The sequence below is a fragment of the Phenylobacterium sp. genome, assembly GCF_036263695.1.
Classification (GTDB): Bacteria; Pseudomonadota; Alphaproteobacteria; order Caulobacterales; family Caulobacteraceae; genus Phenylobacterium.
Window position 1 is genome coordinate 1 of record NZ_DATAGM010000349.1, and the last position, 15545, is coordinate 15545.

General features: G+C 69.3%; 19 protein-coding genes. 8 read left to right on the forward strand and 11 right to left on the reverse strand.

Annotated features, from left to right (window positions below; genetic code table 11):
• On the reverse strand, positions 1-1147 hold a 1147-nt coding region (locus VHK87_RS14100), incomplete at its 3' end, for a M3 family metallopeptidase (protein ID WP_329635525.1).
• 168 nt (positions 1148-1315) lie between these two features.
• Between VHK87_RS14100 and VHK87_RS14105 the strand changes: the two genes are divergently transcribed.
• Positions 1316-1900, forward strand: a complete 585-nt coding sequence (locus tag VHK87_RS14105; protein WP_329635526.1) for a hypothetical protein — start codon at positions 1316-1318, stop codon at positions 1898-1900.
• Here VHK87_RS14105 and VHK87_RS14110 read toward each other — a convergent pair.
• The 5 genes from VHK87_RS14110 to VHK87_RS14130 form a co-directional block, all read right to left on the reverse strand.
• Positions 1894-2373, reverse strand: a complete 480-nt coding sequence (locus tag VHK87_RS14110) for a hypothetical protein (protein ID WP_329635527.1) — start codon at positions 2371-2373, stop codon at positions 1894-1896. The two genes, VHK87_RS14105 and VHK87_RS14110, sit on opposite strands and share 7 nt — an antisense overlap.
• A 52-nt stretch (positions 2374-2425) precedes the next feature.
• The gene (locus tag VHK87_RS14115) at positions 2426-2848 is read right to left on the reverse strand and encodes a group III truncated hemoglobin (protein ID WP_329635528.1); all 423 of its coding nucleotides are present in this window, start codon (positions 2846-2848) and stop codon (positions 2426-2428) included.
• Positions 2849-3007: 159 nt separating this feature from the next.
• Entirely contained in the window at positions 3008-3442 is a 435-nt protein-coding gene (locus VHK87_RS14120; RefSeq protein ID WP_329635529.1) for a hypothetical protein, read from the reverse strand.
• Between the two features lie 10 nt (positions 3443-3452).
• Positions 3453-3947 (reverse strand): FAS1-like dehydratase domain-containing protein, encoded by a 495-nt coding sequence (locus VHK87_RS14125; RefSeq protein WP_329635530.1) that lies wholly within the window; start codon positions 3945-3947, stop codon positions 3453-3455.
• Between the two features lie 107 nt (positions 3948-4054).
• Positions 4055-4477: an Lrp/AsnC family transcriptional regulator gene (locus VHK87_RS14130; protein WP_329635531.1), complete on the reverse strand. Its 423-nt coding sequence runs from the start codon at positions 4475-4477 to the stop codon at positions 4055-4057.
• Between the two features lie 126 nt (positions 4478-4603).
• On the opposite strand from VHK87_RS14130, the gene VHK87_RS14135 reads away from it, so the two are divergent.
• Positions 4604-5494 (forward strand): dimethylarginine dimethylaminohydrolase family protein, encoded by an 891-nt coding sequence (locus tag VHK87_RS14135; RefSeq protein ID WP_329635532.1) that lies wholly within the window; start codon positions 4604-4606, stop codon positions 5492-5494.
• 8 nt (positions 5495-5502) lie between these two features.
• Positions 5503-6723 (forward strand): ornithine--oxo-acid transaminase, encoded by a 1221-nt coding sequence (gene rocD / locus VHK87_RS14140; RefSeq protein ID WP_329635533.1) that lies wholly within the window; start codon positions 5503-5505, stop codon positions 6721-6723.
• 6 nt (positions 6724-6729) lie between these two features.
• Here rocD and VHK87_RS14145 read toward each other — a convergent pair whose 3' ends face one another.
• Positions 6730-8868, reverse strand: a complete 2139-nt coding sequence (locus VHK87_RS14145; protein WP_329635534.1) for a PQQ-dependent dehydrogenase, methanol/ethanol family — start codon at positions 8866-8868, stop codon at positions 6730-6732.
• 219 nt (positions 8869-9087) lie between these two features.
• Here VHK87_RS14145 and VHK87_RS14150 point away from each other — a divergent pair, with 219 nt between their 5' ends.
• The gene (locus tag VHK87_RS14150; RefSeq protein WP_329635535.1) at positions 9088-10551 is read left to right on the forward strand and encodes a sigma-54 dependent transcriptional regulator; all 1464 of its coding nucleotides are present in this window, start codon (positions 9088-9090) and stop codon (positions 10549-10551) included.
• A 63-nt stretch (positions 10552-10614) separates the two neighbouring features.
• Here the strand turns inward: VHK87_RS14150 and VHK87_RS14155 are convergent, their stop codons facing one another.
• The 3 genes from VHK87_RS14155 to VHK87_RS14165 form a co-directional block, all read right to left on the reverse strand.
• Positions 10615-10983, reverse strand: coding sequence for a hypothetical protein (locus VHK87_RS14155; protein WP_329635536.1), 369 nt, complete (start codon positions 10981-10983; stop codon positions 10615-10617).
• 85 nt (positions 10984-11068) lie between these two features.
• Complete coding sequence (locus tag VHK87_RS14160) at positions 11069-11380, reverse strand: hypothetical protein (RefSeq protein WP_329635537.1); 312 nt, start codon at positions 11378-11380, stop codon at positions 11069-11071.
• On the reverse strand, positions 11377-11643 hold the full coding sequence (locus tag VHK87_RS14165) for a DUF2312 domain-containing protein (RefSeq protein ID WP_329635538.1): 267 nt from the start codon (positions 11641-11643) through the stop codon (positions 11377-11379). Before VHK87_RS14165 ends, VHK87_RS14160 begins: the two co-directional genes overlap by 4 nt.
• A gap of 126 nt (positions 11644-11769) precedes the next feature.
• Between VHK87_RS14165 and folE the strand changes: the two genes are divergently transcribed.
• From folE to VHK87_RS14185, 4 genes are all read left to right on the forward strand, one after another.
• On the forward strand, positions 11770-12366 hold the full coding sequence (gene folE / locus VHK87_RS14170) for a GTP cyclohydrolase I FolE (RefSeq protein ID WP_329635539.1): 597 nt from the start codon (positions 11770-11772) through the stop codon (positions 12364-12366).
• A gap of 75 nt (positions 12367-12441) precedes the next feature.
• Positions 12442-13080, forward strand: coding sequence for a DUF47 domain-containing protein (locus VHK87_RS14175; protein ID WP_329635540.1), 639 nt, complete (start codon positions 12442-12444; stop codon positions 13078-13080).
• 8 nt (positions 13081-13088) lie between these two features.
• Complete coding sequence (locus VHK87_RS14180; RefSeq protein ID WP_329635541.1) at positions 13089-14105, forward strand: inorganic phosphate transporter; 1017 nt, start codon at positions 13089-13091, stop codon at positions 14103-14105.
• A gap of 1 nt (position 14106) precedes the next feature.
• Positions 14107-14538 (forward strand): NUDIX hydrolase, encoded by a 432-nt coding sequence (locus VHK87_RS14185; protein WP_329635542.1) that lies wholly within the window; start codon positions 14107-14109, stop codon positions 14536-14538.
• Here the strand turns inward: VHK87_RS14185 and VHK87_RS14190 are convergent.
• A partial coding sequence (locus VHK87_RS14190; protein ID WP_329635543.1) for a hypothetical protein occupies positions 14535-15545 on the reverse strand: 1011 nt, incomplete at its 5' end. The genes VHK87_RS14185 and VHK87_RS14190 overlap by 4 nt on opposite strands.

The window sequence follows — 15545 nt, forward strand, 5'->3', positions numbered from 1 at the left end:
GCCGCTCGCCCATGTAGTTCATGAACACGTACGGGTGCTTGTCCGAGGTCACGGGGTGCGAATAGGCGCCCGACTGCTTGCCGGCGCGGGGCCGGGCGTCGATCCAGGGCTGGGCGAAGAAGCTGCGGGCGCTGTCGGCGAACCGCGGCGCCAGCGCGGCGAAGCTGTCCAGCACCATGGCTTGCGCTTCGGTCCAGGTGAAGGTGCGCGGCGCACTGGTGTCGAGCGGGGCGTTGCGGTCCCAATAGTCAAGCTTGGACCGGCCCATCACCTTGGCCTTGAGCTGATAGTAGCGGTGGCTGACCGAGGGATAGGACTCCACCACCGCGGCGACCAGCGCCTCGACTGCGTCGGCGTCCACCTCGTTGGCGATGTGGCGCGAGGCGGCGGGGCTGGGGTAGCGCCGCCAGCGATCTTCCACCTGCTTTTCGAAAGCCAGGGTATTGAGCGCCAGCGACAGCACCGGCGTACGCTCCTCGAGCGCTTTGGCGAGGCCCTGGGCGGCCTGCTTGCGCCGCTCCGGCAGCGGGTCGGATAGGCGGTTGAGGGCTTCCGGCAGGGTCAGGGTGTCCCGCCCGGCCTTGGCCGTCAGCCGGGCGAGCGTCTCGTCGTAGAGCCGCACCCAGTTGGCCACCGCGGGACTGCGGTCCAGCAGCATCCGCTCCAGCTCACCGCTGAGCTCGTGCGGGCGCGACAGGCGCAGGCGCCGCAGCCACGGCCGCCAGACCGCGGCCTTCGGATAGGCGTCGAGCGCGGCCTCCAGCTCGGCGTCCTCCAGCTGGTTGATCTCCAGGGTGAAGAACAGGGCCAGCGAGGCGATCTCGGTCGTGCGGGTCCGAAGGTCGGCCTCGAACTTGGCCCAGGCCGGATCGTCCCGGGCGGTGGAGGCGGCCAGGCCCGCGAAGGCGCCGACGGCGCCCAGCAGGTTGGCGCCGCGCTCGTACAGACGGACGCCCTCGTCCAGCAGGCCGCCGAGGCGGGCCGCGTCGGCGCGCGCCTCGATCAGCTTGCCCTCCAGCTTGGCCAGCTGTTCGGCCGCCGCGCGGGCGGTGTCGAGATCGGCCTGGATCTTCGGATCCTCGCGGCCGGCGTAGAGGTCGTCGAGCCGCCACTGCGGCAGGGCGTCGGGATTGAATGGCGCGTTCATGAGGCCCCTATAACCGATGGCGCGGCGCGGAACGACGACGATCGCGCGCCGCCTCCGCCCCAAGACGTGTGCAGGTTGCATCCGGTTTTCCAGTGCCGGCGGCGTGGTAACGTTTTCGCCTGGGATCAGGTGCGGCCAAGGCTCGGCCGACGGACTGGGAACATCACCATGCGCAGACACATCCGTGGGCTTCTCGTCGCGACAGCCGTGGCCGGCGGTGCAGGCCAGGCCGCGGCCCAGGCCTGGCTGACCGTCAACGAGCGGCAGGCGCGGCTGGACGAGCGGATCGACCGCGGCGTGCGCACCGGCGCGCTCACCCGCGAAGAGGCCGCCCGCCTGCGCGCCGACTTCCGCTACCTCGCCGACCTGGAGGCCCGCTACCGCATCGGCGGCCTGAGCGCGGCCGAGCGGGCCGACCTCGACCGCCGCTTCGACGACCTCTCCGCTCAGATTGGCGACGAGGCTCGCGACTGGGACCGCGGCTTCGAGGAGCCGGATGACGACCGGGCGGACTGGCGCGAGGATCAGTGGCGCGGCGACCGGTCCGACGGCTTCGAGGCCCGCGCCGACCGCCTCCTCGAGCGGATCGACCGCGCCCGCCGCGAGGGCCGCCTCACCGCCCCCGAAGCCGCCCGTCTACGCGCCGAACTCGACCAGCTGGTCCGCGACGAGGCCCGCTACACCGCCGAAATCGAACGCCGCGCCGGCACCTTGTCGGCCCGCATCCGGGATGGGCGCGACTACGACTACTGAGGGCTCAGCACGGCGGGCGTGACGTCGGCGATCCGGACGATGCGCGCCCGCCAGGGCATCGGCGTCGCCTCCCAGCTGCAGGTGTAGCGGCCGGCGACGTCGGTCCAGTTCGCCGCGATGCGACCCTCGTAGCGGCACGACTGACCGTCCGGGTGTTGGCGGTGGAGCGTGACCTCGCGCCCGCGGCCGCTGAGCTCCAGCACCGCCTGCACCCGCTCGCCGGCCGGATGCCACCAGTAGGCGTCGAAGACGGTGCTGGTCCCGCGCCGGATCCAGACGCCCCGCCAGCCGCTGACCTCGTCCTCCTCCCAGACCTGGCCGAGCGCATCGCCGTGCGGCGGGCGTTCGGAAGGCTCGCTCTGCGGCAGTGGCGGCCAGTCCGGCTGTGGCGGGATGGGCGGCGGCGCCACGGTCGCGGCGGCGGCGAGTGGGGCGGCGGCGAGGCCGAGGACGAGGAGCAGGCGTCGGATCATGCCCCAACAGATGAGCGCATTCTCCTGAGCGGCGGATGAACGCGCGCGGCGCCTAGGGCAGCTCGCCGCGGCTGACGGCGATGCCCATCTGCAGGCTGCGTCCGATCATCTCCGCCCTTTCGATCACCAGGGCGGCCGCCTTGGGCGGCCAGACCTCGCGGGCCGTCTCTCGGAAGAGTTCGAGCCAGCGGCCGAAATGGACAGGCTCGATGCCGCCGACCTGGACGTGCGCGGCCATGGGCCGGCCCTTGAAGCGGCCGGTCATCAAGAGCACCGAGCTCCAGAAGTCGCAGAGCTTCTCCAGGTGCTCTTCCCAGTCGTCCACGGCGCCGTTGAAGATCGGCCCCAGCACGGGCTCGGCCCGGACCTTGCCGTAGAAGGCGTGCACCAGCTCGGCGATCATCGCCTCGGTCACGCCCGCGCCGTAGCCGGGCGCGAGTTGGGTGCGGTCTTTGCGGGGCGCCTCGGTAGTCATGGACCCGCATATGGCGCTGATCGGCTCCGCATCCAATTCCGGAAGGCTACCTAAGCCCGTCATCCCGGCCGGCCCGAGAGGCCGATCCGGGACCCAGAGTCATGCGAGGTCGGCTGGGTCCCGGCTCTCCGCTCGCTGCGGCCGGGACGACGGATGAGATTACCCCCGGCTCGGCAGCACCACCACCGCGTGGCCGGGGCAGGTGGCCTCGCCGTTCTGGTTGAGCACGTTGGTCTCCAGGCGGACCTGGTTCTCGCCGCCGACCGTGCCCTTCTCGACCACCTTGCCGACCACCGTCAGGGTGTCGCCCTTCTGGTTGATGGCGCGGTACTGGCAGCCGATCTCGCGGATCTCGGCCTCGTCGCCGATCCAGTCGCGCAGGGCGTTGACGAGGTAGGCGTAGCGCAGGTTGCCCATGCCGAAGCCGCCCTTCTCGTTGCCGGCCCTGCGGCCGGCCTCGTCGTCCATGTGGAAGGGGACGAACTCGTCGTTCACCGCCGCATAGCGGTTCCAGTGCATGTAGTCGGTGGTGCGGCTCCAGCCCGGCAGCTCGTCGCCGACCTGCACATCCTCAAAGTAGACGTTCACGGTCATCTGGGCCCCCTCAGTACTGGATCGACGTGGAGATGCGGCGGCGGACGAACTCGCCCTTCTGGTTCGTCCATTCGGTCTCGCGGAACGAGTAGAGCATCAGGCCGAAGCGGCCCTGGCGCTCGTTGAAGTCGGACAGCCGGGTCTTGGAGGTGATCACGTCGCCCGGGCGCATCGGGACGCCATAGGTGTCGGTCTGGCCGCCGTTCATGTTGGTCAGCCGCAGGCCGTCCTTGCGCGGGGTCCCCTGCCCCATGGCCACACGCGGCCGCTCGACGGGCCAGGCGAAGGGGTTGAAGTCATTGGGCGCGATAATCCCGCCCCACCGGGTCGCCTTGGCGTACTCCTCGTCCCAATAGACGCGCGGCGGGGTCTCGGGCCAGTAGGTGGCGATCGCCCATTTGCGGATGTCCGAGGCCGCAATCGCCGGCGAGACCCGCTCTCCGCCCCACTTTCCCTTCTGCTCCTGAAGCTCAGGAGTGACCAGGGTGTCGACGCCCTGCGCCATCGTAATCCTCCACCATCGTTGTCGTTGTTGGCGCCAGCTAAGCAGCGGGCGCCGGGCGAGGCAACGCCCCCTCCCTCTCCCGACGCGACGCGCGAGGGGAGAGGAGGCTAGAACCTTTGCGTCGCCAGCAAGATGTTGGTCTCAGTCTGGGCGATGCCTTCGATGAGGCGGATGTCGTCGAGGGTGCGGGAGAATTCGGCCAGGTTCTCGCACGCCAGTTCGGCGATCAGGTCCCAGCGGCCGTTGGTGGAGTGGATGGCCTCCACCTGCTTGAAGCCGCGCAGGGCCTTCACGACGGCGCTCGAGCGCTCGCCCTCGATGTTGATGACCATCACCGCGCGGATCCGCTGGTCCTCGACGTCCGGCCGGGTTTTGATGGTGAACCCCAGGATGTCGCCCTGAGCCACCATCCGCTCGATGCGGTTCTGCACCGTGCCGCGGGAGACCTTCAGCTGGGCGGCCAGGCTGGAGATCGATTCGCGGGAATTGGCGCGCAGCAGGCTGACCAGCTTGCGGTCGGTCTCGTCCATGACAGAATGACAGCAGATACTTCCATTAAGTCAATCATCCCGCGGATTTGACGCAACAGTACAGCTATTCGCTAGCTGAACGGGTCGGCATCCTTATCCCATCGCGCTGTGAGTTGGGGTGTTGCGATGACCAGCCGTCCGCTGATCCTGATGACCGATCCTGGCCACTACGAGGTCAGTTACCAGATCAATCCTTGGATGCGGCCCGACGCCTGGGCCGAGTGCGGGGCCACGCGGGCCGAGGCGGCCCGAGGGGCCTCTGCGGCCCTCTGCGCGGCGCTGCAGATGGTCGGCGCGCAGGTGGAGATCCTGGCCGGCAAGCCCGGCCTGCCGGACATGGTCTTTCCGGCCAACGCGGCGGTGGTGCTGGACGGCGTCGCCCTGATGGCCCACTTCCGCCATCCGGAGCGCCAGGGCGAGGAGGCGCCGTTCCGCCAAGGCTTCGAGGCGCTCCGCGCCCGCCGGCTGATCGACGAGATCGTCGCCCTGCCGCCCGGCCTGTTCCAGGAAGGCGCCGGCGACGCCCACTGGGACGCCCATCGCCAGCTGTTCTGGACCGGCTACGGCCCGCGCTCGGCGAAGGAAGCGACCCCGGTGATCGCCGAGGTGTTCGGCCAGGAGGTTGTCGCGCTCGAGCTGGCGACCCAGCAGTTCTACCACCTCGACACCTGCTTCTGCCCGCTGCCCGGCGGCGAGGTGCTCTACTTCCCGCCGGCCTTCACCGAGGCAGGCCGGGCGGCCATCGCCGCCTTCACCGACCCCGAGCAGCGCATCGAGGCCAGTCCCGACGAGGCCGGCGCCTTTTGCGTCAACGCTGTCTGCCTCGGTCGCACGGTGGTCATGGCCAAGGCGCCCGCGCGGCTGAAGGCGATCCTCGCCGAGCGCGGCTACCGCGTGGTCGAGATCGACCTTTCCCCCTTCATCCTCTCCGGCGGCGCGGCCTTCTGCATGACCCTGCGCCTGGACCAGACCGCCGCCCGTACGCGTCCCGCCCTTCCCTTCGCCGCCAACGCCTGAGGCCCGCCATGACCGACACCATGATCCGCGATGCCGCCGCCGACCTGATCGGCCTGGAGACCATCTACGGCGCCACCAACTACAAACCGCTGGACGTCGTCCTGACCCGCGGCGAGGGCGTCTACGTCTGGGACGTCAACGGCAAGCGCTACCTGGACTGCCTGGCCGCTTACTCGGCGGTCAACCAGGGCCACTGCCACCCGAAGATCGTCGCGGCCATGGTCGAGCAGGCCAGCCGGCTGACGCTGACCTCACGGGCGTTCCGCAACGACCAGCTGCCGCTGTTCTACGAAGAGCTCTGCACGCTAACCAAGAGCCACAAGGCGCTCCCGATGAACTCCGGCGCCGAGGCGGTGGAGACGGCCCTGAAGGTCGCCCGCAAGTGGGGCTATGAGGTCAAGGGCGTCGCCCGGGACAAGGCGGAGATCATCGTCTGCAAGCACAACTTCCACGGCAGGACCCTGACGGTGGTGGGCTTCTCGTCCGACCCTTCGACCTACCGCGGCTTCGGCCCGTTCGCGCCGGGGTTCGTCGCCGTGCCCTACGGCGACGAGAAGGCGCTCGAGGCGGCGATCACCCCGAACACCGTGGCTTTCCTGGTCGAGCCGATTCAGGGCGAAGCCGGGGTGATCGTGCCGCCAGCCGGCTACATGAAGAAGGCTCGCGAGCTCTGCACCAAACACAACGTGGTGCTGATCTGCGATGAGGTGCAGACCGGCCTCGGCCGCACCGGCAAGCTGCTGGCCGAGGAGCACGAGGGCATCGAGGCCGACCTGACCCTGGTGGGCAAGGCGCTCTCCGGCGGCTTCTACCCGGTCTCGGCCGTGCTCTCGAATGACGAGGTGATGAGCGCCATCAAGCCGGGCGAGCACGGCTCCACCTTCGGCGGAAACCCGCTGGCCTGCGCCGTCGCCCGCGCGGCCCTGAAGGTGCTGGTGGAAGAGGACCTGGTCGGCAATTCCGAGCGCATCGGCGCCCGGCTGAAAGCCGGCCTCGCCTCGATCGAGAGCGACAAGGTCAAGGAGGTGCGCGGCCGCGGCCTGATGCTCGCCCTGGAGCTTCACGAAGACCTCGGCGGCGCGCGCCCCTACTGCGAGGCGCTGCAACACCGCGGCATCCTCTGCAAGGACACCCACGACCACACCATCCGCATCTCGCCGCCCCTGGTGCTGACCGCCGACCAGGCCGACTGGATCGCCGAGCAGTTCGAGGCGGTGCTGTTGAGCTAGCCTCCGTCAGGTCTTCGGCGGCGGTCCGCCCCGGGGGCTGGGCATGGCCGGTGCAGGCTGGCCCTTGGCTTCGCCGATGATGTAGGCGCGCAGGTCCTCGGCTTCGGCGGGGGTGACCCAGGCCTTGAAGCTGGGCATGCCGCGGGGAGCCAGGGCGCCGTCGATGACGACCGAGCGGAAGCTCTCGGGGGAGAGCAGCATTTGCGAGGTCTTCAGGTCCGGCAGGAAGGCGCCGGAGGCGTTGGGTCCGTGGCAGACCTGGCAGTTGGTGTGGAACAGCTCGAAACCGCGGCGCACGTCGCCCGTGGAGGAGACGTTCGTCAGGTCGAGCTTCACCTTCTCGGGCAGCTGGTAGGCCGGCGCAGTCGCCTTGCCGCCGAGCTTTAACACCAGCAGGCGCCCCGGGAGCCTGGGGCGGTCCGGCAGCACGAAGGGCGCTGAGAGCGCGCCAGCGCCGCCGTACCCGACCATAATGGCGACATACTGCTCGCCCCCGAGCTCGTAGGTCATCGGCGCGGCGATGACGCCGTTGGTGGTCTTGTAGGTCCACAGCTTCTTGCCGGTGCCGGCGTGGTAGGCGGAGAACTCGCCCTGCGCCGCGCCCTGGAAGACGAGGTCGCCCGCGGTGGTCAGCACGCCGGCGTTCCAGAAGTAGGGATGGTCGACGGTCCAGCGGGCCTTTTGGGCGATGGGGTCCCAGGCGATCAGCTGGCCCTTGATCATCGCCTTGGTGGCCGCGAGCACCGCCTGGTCGGTCGGCAGGGCGTTGGCCAGGAAATCCAGGCCGGTGTTCCAGGCGCCAGGCCGGTAGGAATAGTCGGCCGCCGCGGTGGTGTAGGCGAACGGCACCTGCTGGGCCGGGATGTAGACCAGGCCGTGCTTGGGGTTGAACGCCATCGGGTGCCAATTGTGGGCCCCGAACGGCGCCGGCATCTGGATCGCAGGCGCGTTCTGGTAGCGCGCGGCGGGGTTCTCGATCGGCCGGCCGGTCCGCGTATCGATGCTGGTGGCCCAGGTCACCGGGACATAGTTCTTGGCGCTGATCAGCTGGCCGGTGGCGCGGTCGAGGACGTAGAAGAAGCCGTTCTTGGGCGCCTGCATCAGCACCTTGCGGACCTGCCCGCCGATGTTCAGGTCGGCCAGGATGATGTGTTGGGTGGCGGTGTAGTCCCAGGTCTCTCCGGGGGTCGTCTGGTAGTGCCAGACGTAGGCGCCGGTGTCGGGCTTCAGGGCCAGGATCGACGAGACGAACAGGTTGTCCCCGACCCCGTTCGAGCGGACCTGGTGGTTCCAGGGCGAGCCGTTGCCGACGCCGATGTAGAGGATGTCGAGCGCCGGGTCGTACGCCATGGCGTCCCACACCGTCGCCCCGCCGCCGGACTGCTTCCAGCCCTCGCCCGACCAGGTGGCGGCCGCCTTCTCGGCCATCACCTTGTCGGAGGCGGCGTTGTCGGGCAGCCCATGCGGATTGGGCGCGGTGTAGAATCGCCAGGCGAGCTGGCCGCTCTCGGCGTCGTAAGCGGAGAGATAGCCCCGCACACCGTATTCGCCGCCGCCGTTGCCGATCAGCACCTTGCCTTTGATCACCCGAGGCGCGCCGGTGATGGTGTAGGGCTTCGAGGTATCGGTGGTCTGGACGCTCCAGACCGGCTTTCCGGTGGCCGCATCGAGGGCGATCAGCCGCCCGTCGAGGGCGCCGACGTAAACCTTCCCCTTCCAGACGGCGACGCCGCGGTTCACCACGTCGCAGCAGGCGTCCATGCCCTTCTGGCCGGGCACCTTGGGATCGAATGACCACTTGAGCTGCCCGGTGCGGGCGTCGAAGGCGTAGACCTTTGACCAGGCGGTGGTGGTGTAGAGCACCCCATCGACCATCAGGGGCGTCGCCTCCTGGCCACGGTCGGTGTCGAACTCGGCGTGCCAGGCCAGGCCCAGTTGGCCGACGTTCTCCGCGTTGACCTGCGTCAGCGGGCTGAAGCGCTGCTCAGAATAGCTGCGGCCGTAGGACAGCCACTCGGCGTTGCCTTCGGCGGCTTCGAGCCGCGCCTGGTCGACGCCACGCGGCGCCGCGGCCTGTTCGCCACGCTGACAGGCGGCGGCCAGCAGAAGGGCCGCGCACACCAAGAAGAACCTGGCCGCTCGCATCTATTCCTCCCCGGACAGGCCGATCTGGCGCAGCCTTGTCGAAGGACACTCAAGCGCGGCCGGAGCGGGGCCGCAAGCGGGACGCTGCGTTAACCCCTGACTCAGCTCTCCGAAACCCGCCCTTTACCCCCCGGGCTGTATCACCGCGAGACAACGAGCCCCGTCCGGACCTCAGGTCGAGAGATGGGCAAGCAGAGTTTCACGGTGGGTGTGTTCAAGATGAGCAAGACCGTCCTGGTCGTCGACGACGACCCGACCCAGCGCCGGCTGATCCAGGCCGTGCTCGAGCGGGAAGGCTTCAGCGTCGTACACGCCGAGAGCGGCGATGAGGCGATCACGCACCTCAATTCCGGGGCGGCGGTCGATCTGATCCTGCTGGACCTGGTCATGCCCAAGCTGTCGGGCCAGGAGGCGCTCGCCGAGATGCGGGCCCGCGGCTTCAACCAGCCGGTGATCGTGCTGACCGCCCAGGGCGGCATCGACACTGTCGTCAAGGCCATGCAGGCCGGCGCCGCCGACTTCTTCGTGAAACCGGCGAGCCCCGAGCGGATCATGGTCTCGATCCGCAACGCGCTCTCGATGGGCGCCCTGAAGGGCGAGGTCGAGCGGCTGAAGAAGCACGCCAGCGGCCGCTTCACGTTCCAGGACATGGTCGGGACCAGCCCCGGCATGCAGCTGGTCCGGCGAATGGGCGAGCGGGCGGCCAAGTCGTCGATCCCGATCCTGATCACCGGCGAGAGCGGCGTCGGCAAGGAAGTCATCGCCCGGGCGGTGCACGGCTCGTCCGACCGCGCCGGCAAGCCCTTCGTAGCGGTGAACTGCGGCGCCATCCCCGAGAACCTCGTGGAGTCGATCCTGTTCGGCCACGAGAAGGGCAGCTTCACCGGCGCCACCGACAAGCACCTGGGCAAGTTCCAGGAAGCCAACGGCGGCACCCTGTTCCTCGACGAGGTCGGCGAACTGCCGCTGGAGATGCAGGTCAAGCTGCTGCGGGCGCTTCAGGAGAGCGAGATCGACCCGGTCGGCTCCAAGCGCAGCGTGAAGGTCGACGTACGGATCGTCTCTGCCACCAACCGCGACCTGTCGCAGGCGGTGAAGGAAGGCCGCTTCCGGGAGGACCTGTTCTACCGCCTGAACGTCTTCCCGATCGAGGCCCCGTCCCTGCGCGAGCGCAAGGAGGACATCGCCCCCCTAGTCGACCACTTCATCCGCAGGTTCAACGTCGAGGAGGGTAAGAGCGTCGTCGGCGCCTCGGCCGAGACCCTAGCCTGCCTGACCGCCTTCGACTGGCCCGGCAACGTCCGCCAGCTGGAGAACGCTGTGTACCGCGCCATCGTGCTGGCCGACGCGCCCTACCTGCAGCCCTACGACTTCCCGGCGATCTCCGGCCAGGCCGCGCCGATGCCGGAGGCCGCCGGCTCTCCGATGGCCAGCCTGCCCACCGCCGAGCAGCTGGTGGCCGAACGGCCGGTGGACGCGCCGGTGCGCATCCTCGACGAGCGGGGCCACCTGCGCACGCTGGAGGAGATCGAACGCGACCTCATCCAGTTGGCCATCGAGATCTACGCCGGCCACATGAGCGAAGTCGCCCGCCGCCTCGGCATCGGCCGCTCGACCCTCTACCGCAAGGTCCGCGAGCAGGGGCTGGAAGAGGTCCTCAAGAGCGCCGAAGAGGCGGCGTAGAGTCCAGCGGCCGCTGCTCCTACCTTCCCGGCGGAGCGGCGGGAGGTAGTAGCCAGGGGGGACTTAGTCCCGCATCGCGACGCGGAACGCGGCGTCGCATTCCACGAGGTCCCGCTCGGGGCCGGGATCGTTGCGGGCGACTTCGGCGTCGGCCTTGTTCGCCGCGGCCTCTAGGTCCTGGCGCTGCACGTCCTGGGACAGCCTGGCCTCGTCGGCGAAGGACTTGGCCGCGACGCCCCAGAACAGCATCTGGTCGAGCCGTCGGCGGGCGTCCGACGGCAGCTCGGTGCGCGACATGGCGTCGATGACGGCGAAGCAGCGATTGGCCATGTGATAGGCCGACATGGACTCGGCGGGCTCCAGCGCCTGGGCGCCGGCGGGAAGTCCGGCGAGCGTCGCGGCGAGGGCGCAGGCGACGGCGTAACGATTCATGGTTCTCCCCCAGCAACGGCGTGAGGCTACCGGGGGAACGCTGTCCGCCGCCTGTGGTGGATGGGCGCGGCTGCCCAGAGTGGGCTCACTCGTCGGGCTTGGTCCGCTTCTTGAAGCCGCGGCGGGAAAGCGTCTTCTTCTCGCCGGCCGCCTTGGCGGCGATCTCCTTCAGCTTGACGTGCTGCATCGCCGAGAGCGCCTCGCCGGGCGCCCCCTTCTCCGGATCGCCGAATGCGCGGCCGAACGTCTTCAGGCGGTCCTCGACGCTGCCGAGGAACTCGCCTTCCCATTCCGAGAGCTTGACGCCGGCGCGCTCGGCCTTGCGGCGGGCGCGCCGGAGCGCGTTGAGCGCGGCCCGCTTGGCCTGCGCCTTCCGATCGGGAAGCTTGCGCTTCAAATCTCTCCGAGCGCGGAGAGGTAGAGATCCAGGATCGCCTCCTCCTCCTGCCGCGTGGCCCGGTCCTGCTTGCGGAGGCGGATCACCTTTCGCAGGATCTTGGTGTCGAAGCCGTTGCCCTTGGCCTCGGCCATCACTTCCTTGATCTGCTCGGCCACCTCGGCCTTCTCCTGCTCCAGCCGCTCGATCCGCTCGATGATGCTTTTGAGCTGCGTCTGCGCCGTGGAGTTGAGCACGTCGATGTTCGAGCTGTCATCAGCCATGGCGGCGCCCTTGTGAGGTGAGGAAGAAGGAAGGCGCGGAACCTAGCGGCGGGCCCAGCCCCTGTCACGCGGCGCTGAACCTGAGCCGCGGCCGGATCGTTGAGACGGATCGACGCGGAGACTGCGATGGCCGATTCCCAGCCTTCTCGACCCACCCAGGCCGACGCCGAGGCGGCCGTCCGTACGCTGATCGAGTGGGCGGGTGATGATCCGGACCGCGAGGGTCTGCTGGAGACGCCCGGCCGGGTGGCCAAGGCGTATCGCGAGCTGTTCTCGGGCTACGAGGCCGATCCGCGGGCCTATCTGGAGAAGACCTTCGAGGAGGTCGGCGGCTACGACGAGCTGGTGGTGCTGACCGACATCCGGGTGGTGAGCTTCTGCGAGCACCACATGCTGCCGTTCCTCGGCCGAGCGCACGTCGGCTACCTGCCGCGCAACCGCGTGGTGGGCATCTCCAAGCTGGCGCGGGTGGTGAACGGCTTTTCCCGCCGCCTGCAGATCCAGGAGAAGCTGACCTCTCAGGTCGCCGAGGCGATCCAGGACATCCTGCAGCCCAAGGGCGTCGGCGTGGTGATCCAGTCCGAGCACAGCTGCATGACCATGCGGGGCGTCAACACGCCCGGCAGCCTGCTCACCACCAGCACACTGCTGGGCGAGGTGCGGGACGATCCGCGCACCCGGCAGGAGTTTCTCGAGCTGGTCCGCTCGGCGGCCGTCAAATAGGCCGGGTTCGGAGGGTTTACAGCTTGAGGCGCCAAGCCTAAGCCGCCTGGGAGCAACAATCGCGGGGACCGGACGATGCGATGGTTTCAGGCGCTCATGCCGAAGGAAGAGCGCTTCTTCGACCTGTTCGACAGCCACGCCCGGACCCTCAGCCAAGGCGCGCACGCCCTGCGCCGGCTGCTGGACGGCGGCGACAAGGTCCCGGAGTGGTGCCAGGCCATCGCCCAGCACGAACACGAGGCCGACCTGATCGCCCGCGAGGTCATGCTGGCCGTCCGCCGGACCTTCATCACACCGTTCGACCGGTCCGACATCCGCGGCCTGATCTCCTCGATGGATGACGCCGTCGACCAGATGCACAAGACGGCCAAGGCGATCACCCTCTACGAGGTGCGCGAGTTCGAGGATCCCATGCGGACGCTCGGCGACATTATCGTCAAGACCGCCGACATCACCGCGGAATCGACGCCGCTGCTGCGCCAGATGGGCCCCAACGCCGCCCGGCTGAACGTGCTGACCGAAGAGGTCGGCCGGCTGGAGGAGGAGTCCGACCACCTCTACGACGCCGGGATGCAGGCCCTCTTCAAGGGCAGCCGGGCCGACCCGATGGCCTTCATCGTCGGGGCCGAGATCTACGATCACCTGGAGAAGGTGGTCGACCGCTTCGAGGACGTGGCCAACCGGATCAGCGGCGTGCTGATCGAGCACCTATAGGCGCGCCCGTGGACCTCGGGGGCGTCTCGCTGCTGCTGATCGTTCTGGTCGGCGTCGCCTTGGCGTTCGACTTCCTGAACGGCCTGCACGATGCGGCGAACTCCATCGCTACGGTCGTCGCCACCCGCGTGCTGCCGCCCCTGGTGGCGGTCGGTTTCGCGGCCTTTTTCAACTTCGCCGCCTACTTCTTTTTCGGCGTCCACGTGGCCAACACGGTGGGCAAGGGCATCATCGATCCCGGCACCGTCAGCGACGCGGTGATCTTCGGGGCCCTGATGGGCGCGATCAGCTGGAACCTCATCACCTGGTGGGCCGGCATTCCGTCGTCGTCCTCGCACGCCCTGATCGGCGGGCTGATCGGCGCCGGGCTGGCCAAGACCGGTTTTTCGGCGGTGGTCTGGACCGGGGTGCTGAAGACCGCCTCGGGCATCATCATCTCGCCGACCCTGGGCTTCACCCTGGCCGTCCTGCTGGTGCTGATCGTCAGCTGGATGTTCGCCAGGGCCACGCCGGCGATCGCCGACGCCACCTTCCGCAAGCTGCAGCTGGTCTCGGCGGCGCTCTATTCGCTCGGCCACGGCGGCAACGACGCCCAGAAGACCATGGGGATCATCGCCGTCCTGCTGTTCTCCCACGGGCACCTGGGCGAGACCTTCCACGTGCCGACCTGGGTGGCGATCAGCTGCTACGTGGTCATCGCCCTCGGAACCATGTTCGGCGGCTGGCGCATTGTTCACACCATGGGCTCGAAGATCACCCGCCTCTCGCCCCAGCAGGGGTTTTGCGCGGAGACCGGCGGGGCGATCACCCTGTTCTTCTTCACCAACCTGGGGATCCCGGTCTCGACCACCCACACCATCACCGGGGCCATCGTGGGCGTCGGTTCGGCCCGGCGGGTGTCGGCGGTGCGCTGGAACGTGGCCGGCTCGATCGTCTGGGCCTGGGTCTTCACCATGCCCATGGCCGGGCTGATGGGCGCCTTCTTCTACGGGCTGGCGCGGTTCGCGGACCGGGCCTTCGGGTGACATGCCCAAGTCCCGCACCACGCCCCTGATCCAGTACGCCGCCCTCCCCTGGCGGAAGGTGGCCGACGGGCGGATCGAGGTGATGCTGATCACCTCGCGCGAGACGCGCCGTTGGGTGATCGCCAAGGGCTGGCCGATCACCGGCCTGGCGCCCGGCGACTCGGCGGCGCAGGAGGCGCTCGAGGAGGCCGGCGTGCAGGGCGAAGTCTGGGCCGAGCCGGTCGGAGCCTACGACTACGAGAAGCGGCTGAAGAACGGGGCGCTGCAGCCGGTGGAGGTCGCGGTTTTTCCCCTTCGTGTGCAACAGGAGCTGGACGCCTGGCCGGAGAAGGGCCAGCGCGAGCGGCGCTGGTTCGCCGCCGCCGAGGCCGCCGGCCTGGTCGCCGAGCCCCGCCTCTCCGAACTGATCCTCGACTTCGGCGGCCGCAGCTAGGCGAGACTGCGCCGGCGCCGCGCCAGCAACCCGCGGACGCAGGCATGCAGGCTGACGATCGCGAACAGCATCAGCAGCGGCAGCGCCGGCAGGGCGTACACGTGGTCCGCGGCCGGGAACGACAGGGCGTCGATCAGGGCGAGGATCAGCGCCCTGGCCGCCACAGCGCCCAGCAGCGCCGTGGCCAGGAGGACCGGGAACTCGATCCGCCGCCGCACCAGGCTCTGGCCCAGCAGCAGCACGAACGCCGCCAAGCCGGCGTAGACGATCGCCGCGTAGAGCGGATTGAGGCGGACGCTCAGGGCGAGCCAGAGCTGCGACAGGCGGGTCTTGAGGAACTGCTGGTTGTCTGGGCCGACCGTGTCGACGTACAGGCGCGCGTGGCCGAGTTGATGCGGCCCGGTGCCCAGGCCGGCGAGGTCAACGCGCGCGACGGCGGCGCCGGTCTGGCTGACCAGGTCCGCCCGGCAGGGCTGCGCGCGGTTGCACTCCACCTCCAGGACAAAGCGGTGGTGAGCGAACCCGGGATCGCCGAGGTTTGTCACCAGGTCCGGACTTGGACGCCGCTCGAAGCTGAGGATCTTCGCCTGGCCTCGCGGGCGCAGCTCGAACCACTCCTCGCCCCCGCCGACCAGCCACCCTTCAAGGCGGCGGCGCTGAACGGCTTCCTCGTAGTGCGGGCGGTTCAGGAACTCGTACATCTGGCGCCCGGTCGGCGCGGACAGGTCGGAGTAGAGCCCCGACGTCCACACCGGGTCCGCGAAGGCCATCACCTTGCCCACCGCGGCGAGCGAGCGCCCGACCTCGTCCAGCTCGTCCGCCCGCACCGGCGGAACGAAGGGAATCCGCCACGCTTCGCAGGTGAGCCGCCCCTGGTCGCAGGCGCGCGAGATCTCCTGGTCGACCTTCGCGTAGAAGGCGGCGGCCTCGGACGCGGATCTGTGCCGGCCCTGGGCGGCGGCGGCCTCCCGGAAATACCACATGAACCAGCCGCCCCCGATGTCGTC